The following is a 14,878-nucleotide window of genomic DNA, read 5'->3' on the forward strand; positions in this document are numbered from 1 at the left end:
GCCGCCGTGACCACGTCCACGCTCAGCCGCACGACCGACACACGGCGCCCGACCACCGAGGAAACCTCCGAGCGCCGCCGGTCCCTTCGGGGCCGGCGGCGCCGGGAACGGTGGTGGGCCGCCCTCTTCCTCGGGCCGCAACTGGCCTTCCTGCTGCTGTTCACCCTGATCCCGCTCGGCTTCGCGGTCGTGCTGGCGTTCATGAAGTGGGACGGCCTGGGTGAGAAGTCCTGGGTCGGCTTCGACAACTTCCAGACCCAGCTGTCCGACCCCACCTTCCGCGACGCGGTCCTGAACACGCTGACCCTGGGCCTGATCACGGTGCCCGTGGGCCTGGCCCTGGCGTTGTTGATCGCGATGGCGCTGAACAACGTGCGCGGCAAGACCTTCTACCGGGTGGTCTACTTCCTGCCCGTGGTCACCAGTTCGGTGGCGGTCGCGGTGATCTGGCAGATGCTCCTCGCCAGCGGCGACCTGGGCATGCTCAACAACACCGTGCACGACTGGTTCGGGATCACCCTGCCCGACTGGCTCAACGACCCCGACTGGGTGATGGTCGCGATCGCGGCGGTGACCATCTGGTCCTCGCTCGGGCTGAACGTGGTGATCTTCCTGGCCGGTCTCCAGTCCATCCCGGCACACCTGACCGAGGTGGCCCGGATCGACGGCGCGGGCCCGCTGCGCATCTTCCGACACGTGACGCTGCCACTGCTGTCGCCGACCATCTTCTTCTCCTTCGTGGTCGCGGTGATCAGCTCGTTCCAGGCGTTCGACCAGATCTACGTGCTCGTCGACCCCGACCACAACGAGGGCGCGCGCACGATCGTGTACCAGGTCTACGACCTGGGCTTCAAGAAGTTCGAGTTCGGCGCCAGCAGCGCCGCCGCCCTGCTCCTGACGCTGATGACGATCGTGGTGACCCTCGTCCAGTTCCGTGCGCAAAAGCGCTTCGTCCACTACGAGTCGTAGGAGAGGAGGGTCGTGATGGTCACGGCCATCCGCCGTCGTATCGGCACCGTCGCATTGCACACCCTGCTCATCGTGGGCGGGCTGCTGATGGTGTTCCCGTTCATCTGGATGTTGCTCACCGCGTTCAAGGGCGAGGGGCAGATGATCCAGGATCCGCTGTCCTGGATCCCGGATCCCTGGCGGGCGAGCAACTTCCCCGACGCCCTGGACGCGATGCCGTTCGGGCGCGCCTACTGGAACAGCTTCTACATCGCCGCGATCACCGTCGTGGCCACCCTGCTCACCGCCTCGATGGCGGCCTACGCGTTCAGCCGGATCGACTTCCCGTTCTCGCGTTCGCTGTTCGTGGTCTTCCTGCTCACCCAGATGGTGCCCACCCAGGTCACCCTGGTGCCGCTGTACGTGATGTTGTCGCACTTCGGTTGGATCGACACCCACATGGCGCTGATCCTGCCCGCCATCGCCAACCCGTTCGCGGTGTTCATGATGCGCCAGTTCATCCGCGCGGTGCCCATCGAACTGGAGGAGGCCGCCCGCCTCGACGGCGCGAACCGGTGGACGATCTTCACCCGGATCGTGCTGCCCAACATCAAGCCGGGCATGGCGGCCCTGGGCATCATCGTCTTCCTGGGCAGCTGGAACAGCTTCATCTACCCGCTGATCTTCCTGAACTCGGAGGACAAATTCACCGTTCCGATGTTGCTCGCCTCGTTCAAGGGCCAGCACGGCGGACTGGACTACGGCCTGCTGCTCGCCGCGTCGACGATCTCCGTGGTGCCGATGCTGATCGCCTTCGTGATCGGCCAGCGGAAGATCATCAACAGCATGGCGGCATCCGGCATGGGAGGACGCTGACATGCCCACGCCCCTACTCGACCTGGTGGCGCTGGACCTGCGCGAACGCCCCTTCACCGACCGGGGATCGCGACTGCTCGTGCTCGCCGCGGACGACGGCGACCTGTGGGTGGCCCGATCCGAGTACGAGACGCGGCTGAGCGACACGATCGTGCTCACCGCGCTGCGGATCCGCGCGGCGGACGGCGCGGCGCTGCCGATCCGGGCCGCGCGGCCGGACCGGATCACCTTCGCGGGCGGGGTACACCTGGCCTTCGCCGACGCGGACACCCTCGTGCTCACCGGCACCGGCGCGCGGGCCGAATGGCTCGACGCGGACGGCATCGCGCACGGCGCCGCGATCGACGGCCGGCTGGTACTGGTCGGCAAGGACGCGCCCGACGCGCCGACCGTCCTGGGCGCGGCCCGCGCACGGTGGACGACCTGGTTCGAGCGTATGCCGGCCGTGCGCGCCGACCTGCGCGAGCGGGCGGCGCTCGCCTGGTGGACGCTCGGGATCAACCTGCTGCCGATCGGGCAGGCGGGCGGTCGCGAGGGTCTGGTCCCGTCCCGCTTCGGCTACGTCGGGGTGTGGAACTGGGACGCGTACTTCCACGCCATCGCGCTGCGCCACGGCGATGCCGAACTGGCCCGGGACCAGATCCGGATCCTGCTCGCCCACCAGCGCCCCGACGGCCTGATCCCCGACGTCGTGCACGACGAGGGGGTGCTGGCCGAGACCACCGACCTGCCCCGCTCCGACCGGGCCCGGCTGGCCGAGCACGTCGGCAGCGCCCTGGGGGCGGAGGAGGCCGCCGCCGCGTCGACCGGCGAGGTGGTCCCGGTGACCAAGCCGCCGCTGACCGCGTGGGCGGTCTGGAAGATCCACCGGGCCGCCCCCGACCTCGACTTCCTGGCCGAGGTCTACGAGCCGCTCGTGCGCTCCCAGCAGTGGTGGCTCACCCACTCCGACCCCGACGGGGACGGCCTGGCCGAATACCTGCACCCGTACTCCAGCGGCCTGGACGACAGCCCCGTCTGGGACTACGGCCCGCGCGCCGAACCGCCGGACCTGAACTCCTACCTGGCGCTCCAGTTCGACGTCCTCGGCGACATCGCCGAGGCGCTCGGCCGGGTGGACGAGGCCGCCGGCTGGCGCGAACGCGCGGCCGCGCACACCGAGTTGCTGATCGCCCGCCGCTGGGACGGCGAGCGCTTCGGTACCGTCTCGGCGGGCCGCGCGGTGGCCACCCGCACCCCGCTGGAACTGCTGCCGCTGCTCACCGGCCGACTGCCGCGCGCCATCGCCGACCGACTGGTCGCCGACCTGCGCTCGGCGAGCTTTTGGGGCGAACGCCCGGTGCCCACCGTCGCGTTCGACGACCCGGACTTCGACCCCGACGCGATGTGGCGCGGGCCGGTCTGGCTCAACGTCAACTACCTGCTGATCGAGGGCCTGCGCCGATCCGGATACCCGGACGTGGCCGACGAGTTGACCGAGCGCACGGTGCGGATGGTGGCCGAGGGCGGCGGCCTGTACGAGTACTGGAACCCACTCACCGGTGCCCGAGCCGGCCGGGCCACCTCCGGCTTCGGCTGGTCCAGCGCCCTGTTCGTGGACCTGGCCCGCACCTGAGCCCGACGGCTTCCCGCGCACGCGTGCGCGGGAAGCCGTCGGCGGGCCGGGACCGGTCGGTCAGGCGTTGTGGATGCGGAAGCGGGAGATCGTGTAGTCGGTGGGGTCGCTCGTGTCGTGCACCCAGGCGAGCGAAAGCTGGAACGTGTCGTCGACCTGGCCGAAGTTGAAGACCAGGTGGCCCTGCTCGTCGCCGTTGAGCGCCGAGACGTCCAACCCCGTGGTGGCTCCCGGTGCCACCGTGTTCTCCGTGATGGTCGCCTTGCCGTCGAGGTCGTTGCTGTGCGTGGTGGTGCCCTCGTACAACAACTGCTCGCCGCGATAGTCCAGGGTGCCGTCCGCGTTCGGCCGGACCGCGATCCTGGTCTCCAGCCGCACCTCGCCGCCGCAGAAACTGTCCCGCCGACTCGTGGTCCACTGCCCGACGGGAGCCTGGAGGTCGTACCAAAAGTAGTCGCCGCCGCTGCCCTCGCAACGGGTGTAACTGTTGCCTCCCTCGTGGTCGTACAGGTTCAACCAGCCCTCCAGGGCGACGTGCCGATAGACCACCGGAGTGGTCGGACCGCCGCCCGTGCCGCCGCCTCCGCCGCCGGGCTCACAGTCCTCGCACCGCTGCGCCGACGCGGAGCCGACGGTGAGTGCGCCGAGGACCAGCGTGGTGCTCGCGGCGAGTGTCGCCGCCCTGCGCGTGCGGCGCCACAGCGTGTTCCGCATGTGTTCGACCCCCTATGCGTTGGTGAAGGTGACGGAGGAGCTGCCGTAGTCGCTCGCCCCCGCCTCGTCGCTGAGTACCGAGACCTGCGTGGCGGCGGAAGCGCCCGCGGCGAGGGTCGGCAGGATCGCGCTGCCCTCGCCGTCGAGATCCCGGGTCTGGTAGTCCGTCCCCTCGAACAACTTGACCCGCAGCACGGCCTGCATCGTGCCGTCGGTCGCCGGGAAGACGTCCATGTAGGTCTCCACCCGCACCTCGCCGCCGCAGAAGCTGTCCCGCCGGCTCACCGTCCACTGTCCGATCGGGGCGGCCAGTTCGTAGGTGAAGGCGTCGGAGCAGAACTTGTCGTCGTTGAACATGCCCTCGGCGTCCTTCATCGCGACGGAGCCGGTCAGCTTGACGTGCCGCGTGGGTACGTTCGAGCCGGTGCCGCCTCCGGTACCTCCGCCGCCGGTGCCACCGCCGGTGCCGCCCCCACCACCGCCACCGCCCGGCTCGCAGTCCTGGCAACGCTCCGCCGACGCCGTGCCCACCGTGACCGTGCCTGCCGCGAGCACGGTGATCAGTGCCAGCGGCGCCAGTCGGCGGCGCAACCGCCTCGTGTTCACCATCGTGTCCCCCCTCCGGGGGCGGACCGTCCCCTCGGCCCGCCCGTTGCGCGGCCCACTCTTCCCCCGGCCCGGCGGGGCGGCACAGAGTGGCCCACTACTCCATTCCGCGGCCTCGGGTACTCCATCGGGCCGCGTGTGCGTGCGCCTCCGCTTCGGACCCGGCCCCGGCGAACCCGCGTGGCAGCGGCGTGGGACTGGCATGCTGCCGGGAACGTCGCAGGGGGGCACGATGGGGAAGGCACCGGGGATTGCGCGGGCGCACGCACGTCCGCCGTTCGTGGGTCGGGACGCGGAACTGGTCGAACTCGACCGGGCGCTACGCGCGTCGAACTGTGTCGGCGTCGTGGTCACCGGCGCGGGCGGGATCGGCAGGAGTCGGCTCGTGGAGGAATTCCTGGCCGGCCTGACCGGGGAGAGGACGCTCGGTGGGTCCGCGAGAGCGGTTCGCGCCGACCGGGCCCGACACGTCGTACGGGTGCGGGCCACTCGTGCGTCGACCTCCGTGGCCCTGTCGGCGCTGACCCCGCTGCTGCCCGGCGGAGCCCGCCCGGAGACGCCCGGTGCCTTCTTCGCGCTGGTCCGCGAGCACCTGGCCGCGCGTCGAGCGGCCGGCGAACGCCGCACCGTGGTCGCCGTGGACGACGTGCACCTGCTGGACGCGACCTCCTCGGCCCTGCTCGCGCTGTTGTTGGCGGAGGAGGTGGTCTTCGTGCTCGCCACGCTGCCCGACGGCGTGGACTGGCCCGACCCGCTGCGCGCGTGGTGGCGGCGCGGCGCGGTGCGCCACCTGCCGCTGCTCGCGCTGGATCCGGAGCGGGCCCGGGCCCTGCTCGCCGCCGCGCTGGACGCCCCGATCGCCGGCCTCGCCGCCCGGGCCCTGTGGACCGCGGGCCACGGCAACCCGTTGCACATGCGCGAGGCATTGCGCGCCGCGATCGCCGACGACCGCATCGGCCCGGCATACGGGGTCTGGTGTCTGAAGCGGCCCCTGGCCGACACCCTCGACGGAGTCTCCTTCGACGCACGGATCGACCGGCTGCTGCCCGATCGGCGTGCCCTGCTCGAACTGCTCGCGCTGTGCGGCCCGATCGGGCTGCGCGACGTGCCGGCGGAGACGACGGCGGAGGTGTTGGCCGACCTGGAGGAGCGGCGACTGCTCGATCTGCGCCGGCACGACCGCCGCGAGCGCCTGGCCCTCGCGCAGCCCGCCCACGGCCCCGTGCTGCGTGCCGGCGTGGGCCGACTGCGGGCCCGCGCACTGCTGTTGGGCCAGGTCGCGCGGGTCCGCGCGCACGGGGCCCACCGGGTCGGCGACCATCTCGACCTGGCCCGCTGGGAGTTGGCCGCCACCGGCACGGCCGATCCCGAACTCCTGCTGCGCGGCGCAGAGGAGGCTCTGGGCACGGGCGACGTGGACACCATGTGCCGGCTGGCCCGCGCCGCCCTGCGACACGGGCCGAACGCGCGGGCCGGGGTGCTGCTCGGCGAAGCGCTCGGGCAGCGGGGCGCGTTCGCCGAGGGCATCACCGTCCTGGAGGAGACGTTCGCCGCGGCCGGGCGGCCCGAGGTGCACTCGGTCGCGCTGACCCTCGCCGTGCAGCACTTCTACGGCCCCGGCGACCTGCCCCGGGCGTTGGCCGTGCTGCGCGAGGCCGCGCGCCGGGCCGGCCCCTCGCCCGCGCTGTCCGCGTGGACCTCGATCATCCTGGGCGCCACCGGCCGGGTCGAGCAGGCCCGCGCGGCGCTCGACGCCGTCGCCCTCGCCGAGGACCGGGCGACGCCGGAACTCGTGCTGTACCTCCAGGCCCGGCTGCGCGTCGAACTCGCTAGCTCACGGCCCCTGGACGCGATCCGCACGGCCCGCACCGCACACGCCGCGCACCGCCAACTGACCGACCGCACCGAGGTGTTCTATCCGGCCCGCAGCGCCTACCTGCTCGCCTGGGCGCTGCTCGAAGCGGGCCCGCTCGACGACGCCGAGCGGGTGCTCGCGGAGAACCTGGACGAGCTGCTGCGGGCACCGGTCCCGGCGCTGGTCGTCTGGTTCGGGTGGGTACACGGCCGGATCGCGCTGGAACGCGGCCGGGTACGGCAGGCCGCCTCGCTGTTCGCCGAGGCCCGGGCCCAGGCCCATGTACAGGGTCACGGCTTCGCCGAACACCGCGCCCTCGCGGGTCTGGTGCTGGCCCACGCGTACGCCGGCCACGTCGGGCCCGAGGCGGCGCAGCTTGCGGACACCGTCGCCGCCGCCGACCCCGCGCTGTGCGGATGGGACACCCTGCGTGCGCATGCCTGGGCACAGCGCTGCCGGGGGCACGCGGACGAGGCCCACGTGCTCCTGCGCGACGCCGCCGGGACCGCCCGCCTTCGCGGTGACTCGACCGGCGCCCGCGTGCTCGAACACGACCTGGTCCGCTGGGGCGACCGGGCCGCCGCGCGCCGCCTGGCCGCGATGACCGACGAGGCCCAGGGCGCCCACGCGGCCGCCCGCACCGCGCACGCCCGCGCGATCGCCGACGCCGACCCCGCCGCGCTGGACGCGGCCTCCGACGCCTGGGCCGCGCTCGGCGCGACACTGCTCGCCGCCGAATGCCTGGCCGAGGTCGCCCGACTGCGGCGCGCCGCGCACGGGCCGAACCGGGAGGCGGCGGCGCGGCGCGCCCATGCGCGAGCCCTGCTCCTGGCGACCCGGTGCGAGGGCGCCGCGACGCCCGGCCTGGTGTCCCTGTCCGCCGCCGGAGCGCTCAGCGCGCGGGAACACCAGATCGCGCTGATGGCCGCCGACGGGCACACCAGCAGGGAGATCGCCCGGCACTGCGGCCTGTCCATCCGAACCGTCGACAACACGCTGGGCCGGGCCTACCGCAAGACGGGCGTCCGGGACCGCCACGGCCTGCGCTCGATCCTGGCGACCACGCGGGAGGACCGCGACCAACGGGCGGCGGGGTAGGCCGCTTCGGGATCCGGACGCGCGCTATCGGGTGCCGAGTACGTCGGCCAGGTCGTAGCGGGTCGGCTCGGCGAGTTGTTCGTACGTGCACTCGGTCGGGTCCTTGTCGGTACGCCACCGGCGGAAGCGGGTGGTGTGCCGGAAGCGGTCGCCCTGGACGTGGTCGTAGGCCACCTCGCAGACCGACTCCGGCCGCAGCGGCACCCAGTCCGAGAGTCGGCCGCCCGACCAGCGGGTGATCGCGCCCGGCAACCGGTCACCCTCGTGCGCCGCGGCCTCGGCCCAGTGCGCCCACGGGTGCCCGGTCGGGTCGGTCATCCGGTACGGCGCCAACTCCTCGACCAGCTCGGCCCGTCGGGCCGCGGTGAACGCCGCGCTCACCCCCACGTGCTGAAGCCGACCCCGGTCGTCGTACAGCCCGAGCAGCAGCGAACCGACCACCGGACCCGACTTGTGCTCGCGGTATCCGGCCACCACGCAGTCCGCGGTGCGCTCGTGCTTGATCTTGACCATCGCCCGCTCGTCGGGCAGGTACGGACCGGCCGGGTCCTTGGCCACGATCCCGTCCAGCCCGGCGCCCTCGAAGCGGTCGAACCAGTCCCGCGCCACGGCCGGGTCGGTGGTGGCCGGCGCGACGTGGATCGGCGGCACCGCGTCGGCCAGCGCCGCCTCCAACGCGGCCCGCCGTTCGGTCAGCGGGCGGGCCAGATACGACTCGTCGCCGAGCGCCAGCAGGTCGAACGCCACGAAGGAGGCCGGCGTGGTCTCGGCCAGATGCCGAACGCGCGAGGAGGCCGGATGGATCCGGTCCTGGAGCCGATCGAAGTCGAGCCGCCCGTCCAACGCGATGACCAGCTCCCCGTCCAGTACGCAGCGCGGCGGGAGCAGCCGCAGCGCCGCCTCGACCACGTCGGGGAAGTAACGATCCAGCGGCTTGGTGTTGCGGCTGCCGATCAGCACCTCGTCGCCGTCCCGGAAGACGATCGCCCGGAACCCGTCCCACTTGGCCTCGTAGTGCAGGCCGGGGGGAATCCGCGCGGCGGCCTTGGCGAGCATCGGCTTGACCGGGGGCATCACGGGAAGGCGCATGCGGCCCAGTGTGCGCGGGGCCCGGAGCGGTCGCCTCCGCAGCGGCCGTGCAGAGACAAACCATGGCTAAACGGGGCGGCATCAAATGGGACGAAATTGTATGAATCCGCCTACCCTGAGGCATGAGCGAGGCCGAGGAATTCGAGATCGACGGCAGATCCGTCCGGGTGAGCAGTGTCGACAAGGTCTACTACCCCGAGCGCGGATTCACCAAGGGAGACCTGGTCCGCTACCTGATCGCGGTCGGTGGCGGCATGCTCCGGGGCCTGCGCGACCGGCCCACCACGCTGCAACGCTTCGTGCACGGCGTCACCGGCGAGTCGTTCTTCCAAAAGCGGGTGCCCAAGAACCTGCCGGAATGGATCCCCACCGCCCGGATCACCTTCCCCAGCGGCCGCTTCGCCGACGAGATGGCCCCGGACACCGTGGCCGCGCTGGTCTGGGCGGCCAACCTCGGCACCCTGACCTTCCACCCCTGGCCGGTCCGCCGCACCGACACCGAACACCCCGACGAACTGCGCATCGACCTGGACCCGCAACCCGGCACCGACTTCGCCGACGCGATCCATGCCGCGCACGCGATGCGCGAGGTGCTGGACGAGTACGGATTCACCGCCTGGCCGAAGACCTCCGGCGGTCGCGGCCTGCACCTGTACGTGCCGATCCGCCCCGACTGGGAGTTCACCGAGGTACGGCGCGCGGTGATCGCGCTGGCCCGCGAGCTGGAGGCGCGGATGCCCGACCGGGTGACCACCGCCTGGTGGAAGGAGGAGCGCGGCGAGCGCATCTTCGTCGACTACAACCAGATGGCCCGCGACCGCACCATCGCCGCCGCCTACTCGCCCCGCCCCACCGTCCGCGCGACCGTCTCCGCGCCGCTGACCTGGGACGAGGTGGACGACGCGCACCCCGACGACTTCGACCTGGGCAGCATGCCGGCGCGCTACGCCCGGCTCGGCGACGTGCACGCGGACATGGCGGAGCACGCCTTCGACCTGCGCCCGGCCCTCGAGTTGGCCGACCGCCAGTCCCGGGACCACGGCGTCGGCGACCTGCCGTACCCGCCGGACCACCCCAAGATGCCGGGCGAACCGCCCCGAGTACAGCCCAGCCGGGCCCGCGAACACTGACGCCGCCCGTCCCCCCGACGGCGCAGCACCGCAGGCGGGGGTGTCGGCGGCGAGCCGACACTGAGGGGACCCACACCCAGGAAGGCCCCTCCCATGTTGTTGTCGCTCCCCATTCGGCTGGTGAGGCGTACCCGGCTGTCGGTTCGCAAGGACGTAGGTCTGCTGGCGCTGCGCGTCGGCACCGGCGGTGTCCTGTTCGCGCACGGCTCGCAGAAGTTGTTCGGCTGGTTCGGCGGTCACGGTCTGAGCGGCACCAGCTCGGCGATGGAAAGCATGGGCTTTCGCCCGGGTCGGCAGAGCGCACTGGCGGCCGGGCTGGGCGAGGCCGGCGGCGGTGTACTGCTTGCGCTCGGCCTGGCCACCCCGGCGGCCGGGGCGGCGGCGGCCGGCGCGATGGCCGGCGCGGTCTCGGTGCATGCGCCCGCTGGGTTCTTCGCCCAATCGGGCGGCTTCGAGTACCCGGCCTTCCTGGGCTTCGTCGCGGCCGGGATCGGGCTCGCCGGGCCCGGGCGGTTCTCGATCGACCACGCGACCTGCCACGTGCTGGACCGGCCGTGGGTGGTGGGCCTCGCGTTCACCGGCAGCGCCGCGGCGGCGGCCGCGGTGATCGGGCGGCGCCAGGTGGCCGCGCGGGAGCGGGGCGACGCGGATTCGGGTTCCGACGCGGGGGAGTAGCGGGTCAGTCCCCCGCCGGGCGCGTCCAGGCGAGCAGTCGGTCCACCGGCCATGTGGTGATCACCCGTTCCGCCGGTACTTCGCACTCCTCGGCCCGCGCGCAGCCGTGCGCCTGCCAGTCGAGTTGGCCGGGGGCGTGTGCGTCGGTGTCGATGGAGAAGTACACGTCCGCGGCCAGTGCGCGCCGGATCAGCCGGGTCGGGGGGTCCCGGCGTTCGGGGCGGCAGTTGATCTCCACGGCGGTGTCCGACTCGGCGCAGGCCGCGAACACCGCCTCGGCGTCGAAGGTGGACTCCGGGCGGCCCTTGCCCTGGATGAGTCGGCCCGTACAGTGCCCGAGCACGTTCACCCGGGGGTTGCGCACGGCGGTCAGCAGGCGGTGGGTCATCGCCGGGGCGTCCATGCGCAGTTTGGAGTGCACCGAGGCGACGACCACGTCGAGGCGGGCCAGGAGTTCGGGCTCCTGGTCCAGCGAGCCGTCGTCGAGGATGTCGCACTCGATGCCGGTGAGCAGGCGGAACGGGGCCAGTTCGGCGGCGAGTTCGGCGACCACGTCGAGCTGCGCGCGCAGCCGGTCGGCGGTCAGCCCCCGGGCCACGGTCAGCCGGGGGGAGTGGTCGGTGAGCACGGTCCACTCGTGGCCCAGGTCCCGGGCGGTTCGGGCCATCACGTCGATCGGGCTGCCGCCGTCGGACCAGTCCGAGTGCATGTGGCAGTCGCCGCGCTGCGCGGCGAGCAGCGCGGCGCCGGTGGTGGGCAGCGGCGACGGACGGGCCTCCAGGTCGGCGAGATAGCCCGGGACCCGGCCGGCCTGCGCCTGCTCGATCACATCCGCCGTCTTGGGGCCGATGCCCTTCAGCTCGCCCAGCGTGTGCCGGGCGACCCGGGTGCGCAGCTCCGCCGGATCGAGTCCGGCGATCACGGCGGACGCGGTGCGGAACGCCTTGACCCGGTACGTGGGCGCCTGGTCGCGTTCGAGCAGGAAGGCGATGCGGTCCAGCGCGGTCACGGGGTCCGGCGCGGACGGGGTGCTGTCGTGTCGGGGCATGCGTGGACTGTGGCCGCGCGGGGCGGCGGTAAACCGGCGGAATGCCTTTCCGGCGTACGGTCAGCGGCCGGGTTCCTCGTCCTTGAGGGACTTGCGGATTTCTTCGCGGAGTTCGGGGTTGTCGGTGTGGCCGTGCACCGTCTGGGCGTGCTGGGCGGCGGCCACGACGACCTCGTCCTCGGTGCCGGCGATGGTGAGGCTGCAATTCGTTTCGCTGGGGAAGTCCCGGCAGTCGACGACCTTGCGCATGATGTCCTCCAGGACGGCTCGTCCCCGAGTTTCCGAGGGCCATGGCCCCGGGCACGACGGCGCGAGGCCATGGTCCAATTTTAGGACGTTTTGTCGGCTTTTCGGGTCATGATCGCGCCAAGTGCGGAGGCCAGGGCGATCACGATCACGGCGATCGCGTAGATGTCGGCGGTGCGGCTCAGGCCGATCGGGGACACCGCCATGCCGGCGGCCACGGCGGGGAGGCTGAAGGCCAGGTAGTTGACCGTGTACACGGTGGCGAACAACTCGGCCCGGCGGCTCGGTTCGGCCAGTGTGGCGAGGATGCCGAACGCGCCGAGGAAGGCGCTGCCGAAGCCGATGCCCGCGATCACGGTGCCGACGAAGAACAGCGGGACGGAGCCGGCGTGCAGGGCGATCAGGGTGACCCCGAGGCCCAGTGCCAGGGTCGGCGAGCCGCCGGCCATCAGGACGGGCGACCTGCGACCGCCGAGCACGATCGAGGCGGCCGCGGTCGCGATCATCAGGGCGAAGACGACGAGGCCGCCGATCAGGTGGCTGCGCACGCCGAGGATGCCGGCCGCCAGCGACGGGCCGAGGGACAGGTACAGGCCGGCGACGGCCCAGGTGGCGACCAGGGTCGGGACGACGGCCAGGAATCGGCCCCGGGTGCCGGACGGGACGCCGACCCGGGGGCGCAGCGAGGCGAGCGCGCCGGGGTGCGGCCGGGCGGTCTCCGGCATCACCGCGACGGCGGCGATGCCGATCAGGAACAGCACGCCGAGGATGACGAAGACCAGCGTGCGGGGCGCGGGGGCGTACTCCACCAGCAGGCCCGAGCCGAGGGCGCCGGCGCCGAGCCCGATGCCGGGGCCCGCGCTGTTGACCAGGGTGGCCAGGCCCGGGCGGCGGCCGGACTGGAGGTCCATCACGCCGGCGCTGATCGCACCGGTGGCCGCGCCGGTGGCGAGGCCCTGTACCGCACGGGCGGCCAGCAGCCACGGGACTCCGTCGGCGACCACGAACAGCGCCATCGCGACGGCCTCGGCGGCGAGCGCGGCGATCAGCACCGGGCGGCGGCCGACGTGGTCGGAGAGCGCCCCGACCACCATCAGCGCGATCAGCAGCGCCAGTGCGTAGAGCGCGAAGACCACGGTCAGGGTGGTCGCGGAGAAGTGCCATCGGGCTTGGTAGACGACGTAGAGCGGGGATGGGGCCGCCGCCGCGCACATGAAGGCGAACAGGATCCCGGCGAGTGTCCAGAACGCGGCGCGGCGGGATATTCGCCCGGATGTCGGAGCGGTCTGCGGGTGCGACCGGGTCGCGGGTGCGGCGGTTGTCACGAGTGTCCCCTAAAGCAAAAGACTTGGCTTTAGGGTGAGACTAAGCGCAGAGATAGCCCTATAGCAAAGTTCTTTGCATTAAGATGACCCGCATGAACGCAGCCCCGGACCGGGTACCCGGTCCCAGCCGACCGGGCGGTCGCAGCGCCCGGGTGCAGGCCGCGGTGCATCGGGCGGCCACCGAACTGGTCTGCGAACTCGGCGCCGATCGGGTGACCATGCCCGCCGTCGCGGCTCGGGCGGGGGTCAACCCGACCACCGTGTACCGGCGTTGGGGCACGGTGGCCGGGCTGTTGGCGGACGTGGCGCTGGTCCGGCACGACACCGACCGGCCGCCCGAGCCCACCGGCGCGCTGGACGAGGACCTGGCCGGCTACGCAGCGTGGGCGCTGGTCGACTTCTCCCGGCCGGGCGGCATCGCGTTCTTCCGGGCCGAGGTGGCGCCGGACCCCGACGACCGGCGGGCCGGGCTGGCGAGGTGCCTGGACCGGTGCGCCGTGCGGATCGACGCGTTGCTGGCGAAGGCGGCCGAGCGGGGCCGGGTGGTCCCCACTCGGCAGCAGGTCATCGATCGCATCATCGCCCCGCTGTACTTCCGGGTGGTCTTCTCGATCCCGGACACGGACGAGGCGTATGCGCGGGCGCTGGCGGCCGACCTCCTCGACCACCCGGACTTCCGGCCGGATGGCGCCGCGGCGGGGTGAGACGGGGGCGGTCGTGCCTCGGCGGGTCGGGGCCTCAGCCGTTGGCGAACTCGTGCACGCCCCACCAGCCGCTCTCGTCGTGGAATACGCCGATACCCGCCTCCGTGTGGGAGGGGTCGGTCTGGTTGCGGTAGTGACCCGGGCTGTGCCGCCACATGTCCTGGAACTTCTCGGCGGCCTGGCGGGCGGTCAGGGCCGGGTCGCCCCACATCACGATGTTCTCGGCCACCCCGGTACGCCGGCCGGTGACCAGCGCGTCGGCCTCGCGGCCGGAGTGGGCGAAGCCGTTGCGGCGCATGTGCGCGGCCCAGGTGCGGGCGAAGGCGCTCAGGTCGGCGCTCGCCCGCAGCGGCGGCAGGCCGACCTTCGCCCGTTCGGCGTTGAGCAGTTCCAGCGACATGGCCTCGGCATCGGTGATCGACTGCGAGGGCGGGTGGTTGCCGCGCACGGTGGGGTTGGCTCCGGGCGGGCCATCGGCGGCGGACGCGGTGGTGGGGCGAGTGCCGGCTCCGGTCCCGGACTTGGCGTCGGTGCCGGGGCGACTCGTGGTGGTGGACGGGGCGGGCTTGCGGGTCGACGGGGCGGTGCTGCTCGGGTTGGTGCCGCCGGAGGGGGTCGGGTTGCCGGTCGAGGGTGGGGTCGTCGCGGAGGGCGTTGCCGATGCGGTGGGGTCGGCGGCCGGGACGGTGGCGCTCGGGGCGGCCGATCGGCTTGCGCCGTCGTGGTGTTCGGCGGATCCGCAGCCGGCCACGACGAGCGCGGCCAGGGCGGCGGCCACGGCCGTGGTGACGGCTCGGCGGTGGCGGTGTGCGGGGCGCTTGCGGTGCGTGGAGTGCTTCGGGTGCATGGGGTGCTGCGAGTGCTTGGGGTGCTGCACGCTGGGTGGCTCCTCGGAGGCTACGGCTCGTCGACCGGCCGGAACGCCGGTGACACCTGGGAGAGCCGGGGC

General features: G+C 72.8%; 14 protein-coding genes. 7 read left to right on the forward strand and 7 right to left on the reverse strand.

The genetic code is table 11. The features are described from left to right. The first annotated feature begins 6 nt into the window (after positions 1 to 6). Genes ACWGR4_RS07715 through ACWGR4_RS07725 form a run of 3 tightly spaced genes read left to right on the forward strand, consistent with a single transcriptional unit; the run spans position 7 to position 3,439 of the window. The gene (locus tag ACWGR4_RS07715; protein WP_078973998.1) at positions 7 to 969 is read left to right on the forward strand and encodes a carbohydrate ABC transporter permease; all 963 of its coding nucleotides are present in this window, start codon (positions 7 to 9) and stop codon (positions 967 to 969) included. A gap of 15 nt (positions 970 to 984) precedes the next feature. Continuing rightward, the gene (locus ACWGR4_RS07720; RefSeq protein WP_452128507.1) at positions 985 to 1,824 is read left to right on the forward strand and encodes a carbohydrate ABC transporter permease; all 840 of its coding nucleotides are present in this window, start codon (positions 985 to 987) and stop codon (positions 1,822 to 1,824) included. A gap of 1 nt (position 1,825) precedes the next feature. Next, on the forward strand, positions 1,826 to 3,439 hold the full coding sequence (locus tag ACWGR4_RS07725; RefSeq protein ID WP_380001777.1) for an amylo-alpha-1,6-glucosidase: 1,614 nt from the start codon (positions 1,826 to 1,828) through the stop codon (positions 3,437 to 3,439). A gap of 60 nt (positions 3,440 to 3,499) precedes the next feature. Here ACWGR4_RS07725 and ACWGR4_RS07730 read toward each other — a convergent pair whose 3' ends face one another. Together ACWGR4_RS07730 and ACWGR4_RS07735 are read right to left on the reverse strand one after the other, a co-directional pair. Continuing rightward, on the reverse strand, positions 3,500 to 4,153 hold the full coding sequence (locus tag ACWGR4_RS07730) for a hypothetical protein (protein WP_380001779.1): 654 nt from the start codon (positions 4,151 to 4,153) through the stop codon (positions 3,500 to 3,502). A gap of 12 nt (positions 4,154 to 4,165) precedes the next feature. Beyond that, positions 4,166 to 4,762, reverse strand: coding sequence for a hypothetical protein (locus tag ACWGR4_RS07735; RefSeq protein WP_380001781.1), 597 nt, complete (start codon positions 4,760 to 4,762; stop codon positions 4,166 to 4,168). Between the two features lie 229 nt (positions 4,763 to 4,991). Between ACWGR4_RS07735 and ACWGR4_RS07740 the strand changes: the two genes are divergently transcribed. Next, positions 4,992 to 7,712: an AAA family ATPase gene (locus ACWGR4_RS07740; RefSeq protein WP_452128504.1), complete on the forward strand. Its 2,721-nt coding sequence runs from the start codon at positions 4,992 to 4,994 to the stop codon at positions 7,710 to 7,712. A 24-nt stretch (positions 7,713 to 7,736) separates the two neighbouring features. Here ACWGR4_RS07740 and ACWGR4_RS07745 read toward each other — a convergent pair whose 3' ends face one another. Further along, entirely contained in the window at positions 7,737 to 8,801 is a 1,065-nt protein-coding gene (locus ACWGR4_RS07745; RefSeq protein ID WP_380001785.1) for an ATP-dependent DNA ligase, read from the reverse strand. 122 nt (positions 8,802 to 8,923) lie between these two features. On the opposite strand from ACWGR4_RS07745, the gene ligD reads away from it, so the two are divergent. Continuing rightward, positions 8,924 to 9,931 carry a non-homologous end-joining DNA ligase gene (ligD, locus tag ACWGR4_RS07750; RefSeq protein ID WP_380001787.1) on the forward strand — a complete coding sequence of 336 codons (1,008 nt, stop codon included), beginning with the start codon at positions 8,924 to 8,926 and terminating at the stop codon, positions 9,929 to 9,931. Between the two features lie 93 nt (positions 9,932 to 10,024). Beyond that, positions 10,025 to 10,606 (forward strand): DoxX family protein, encoded by a 582-nt coding sequence (locus ACWGR4_RS07755; protein ID WP_380001788.1) that lies wholly within the window; start codon positions 10,025 to 10,027, stop codon positions 10,604 to 10,606. A gap of 4 nt (positions 10,607 to 10,610) precedes the next feature. Here the strand turns inward: ACWGR4_RS07755 and ACWGR4_RS07760 are convergent, their stop codons facing one another. The 3 genes from ACWGR4_RS07760 to ACWGR4_RS07770 all read right to left on the reverse strand — a co-directional run bounded on the left by ACWGR4_RS07760 (position 10,611) and on the right by ACWGR4_RS07770 (position 13,225). Further along, positions 10,611 to 11,654: a PHP domain-containing protein gene (locus ACWGR4_RS07760; protein WP_452128503.1), complete on the reverse strand. Its 1,044-nt coding sequence runs from the start codon at positions 11,652 to 11,654 to the stop codon at positions 10,611 to 10,613. 60 nt (positions 11,655 to 11,714) lie between these two features. Beyond that, entirely contained in the window at positions 11,715 to 11,903 is a 189-nt protein-coding gene (locus tag ACWGR4_RS07765) for a DUF1059 domain-containing protein (RefSeq protein WP_380001792.1), read from the reverse strand. 80 nt (positions 11,904 to 11,983) lie between these two features. Further along, positions 11,984 to 13,225, reverse strand: a complete 1,242-nt coding sequence (locus ACWGR4_RS07770) for an MFS transporter (RefSeq protein ID WP_452128502.1) — start codon at positions 13,223 to 13,225, stop codon at positions 11,984 to 11,986. Between the two features lie 92 nt (positions 13,226 to 13,317). Between ACWGR4_RS07770 and ACWGR4_RS07775 the strand changes: the two genes are divergently transcribed. Continuing rightward, entirely contained in the window at positions 13,318 to 13,929 is a 612-nt protein-coding gene (locus ACWGR4_RS07775; protein ID WP_452128501.1) for a TetR/AcrR family transcriptional regulator, read from the forward strand. 34 nt (positions 13,930 to 13,963) lie between these two features. On the opposite strand, the gene ACWGR4_RS07780 is transcribed toward ACWGR4_RS07775, so the two are convergent. Beyond that, positions 13,964 to 14,806, reverse strand: coding sequence for a CAP domain-containing protein (locus ACWGR4_RS07780; protein ID WP_452128500.1), 843 nt, complete (start codon positions 14,804 to 14,806; stop codon positions 13,964 to 13,966). Positions 14,807 to 14,878: the final 72 nt, after the last annotated feature.

The organism is Embleya sp. NPDC055664 (assembly GCF_053618075.1).

Bases quoted from the DNA above. Each gene is read 5' to 3' on its own strand.
- ligD (WP_380001787.1), top strand. From the start codon at position 8,924: ATGAGCGAGGCCGAGGAATTCGAGATCGACGGCAGATCCGTCCGGGTG.
- ACWGR4_RS07765 (WP_380001792.1), bottom strand. From the start codon at position 11,903: ATGCGCAAGGTCGTCGACTGCCGGGACTTCCCCAGCGAAACGAATTGC.
- ACWGR4_RS07740 (WP_452128504.1), top strand. From the start codon at position 4,992: ATGGGGAAGGCACCGGGGATTGCGCGGGCGCACGCACGTCCGCCGTTC.
- ACWGR4_RS07735 (WP_380001781.1), bottom strand. From the start codon at position 4,762: ATGGTGAACACGAGGCGGTTGCGCCGCCGACTGGCGCCGCTGGCACTG.
- ACWGR4_RS07760 (WP_452128503.1), bottom strand. From the start codon at position 11,654: ATGCCCCGACACGACAGCACCCCGTCCGCGCCGGACCCCGTGACCGCG.
- ACWGR4_RS07730 (WP_380001779.1), bottom strand. From the start codon at position 4,153: ATGCGGAACACGCTGTGGCGCCGCACGCGCAGGGCGGCGACACTCGCC.
- ACWGR4_RS07755 (WP_380001788.1), top strand. From the start codon at position 10,025: ATGTTGTTGTCGCTCCCCATTCGGCTGGTGAGGCGTACCCGGCTGTCG.
- ACWGR4_RS07725 (WP_380001777.1), top strand. From the start codon at position 1,826: ATGCCCACGCCCCTACTCGACCTGGTGGCGCTGGACCTGCGCGAACGC.
- ACWGR4_RS07775 (WP_452128501.1), top strand. From the start codon at position 13,318: ATGAACGCAGCCCCGGACCGGGTACCCGGTCCCAGCCGACCGGGCGGT.
- ACWGR4_RS07745 (WP_380001785.1), bottom strand. From the start codon at position 8,801: ATGCGCCTTCCCGTGATGCCCCCGGTCAAGCCGATGCTCGCCAAGGCC.
- ACWGR4_RS07720 (WP_452128507.1), top strand. From the start codon at position 985: ATGGTCACGGCCATCCGCCGTCGTATCGGCACCGTCGCATTGCACACC.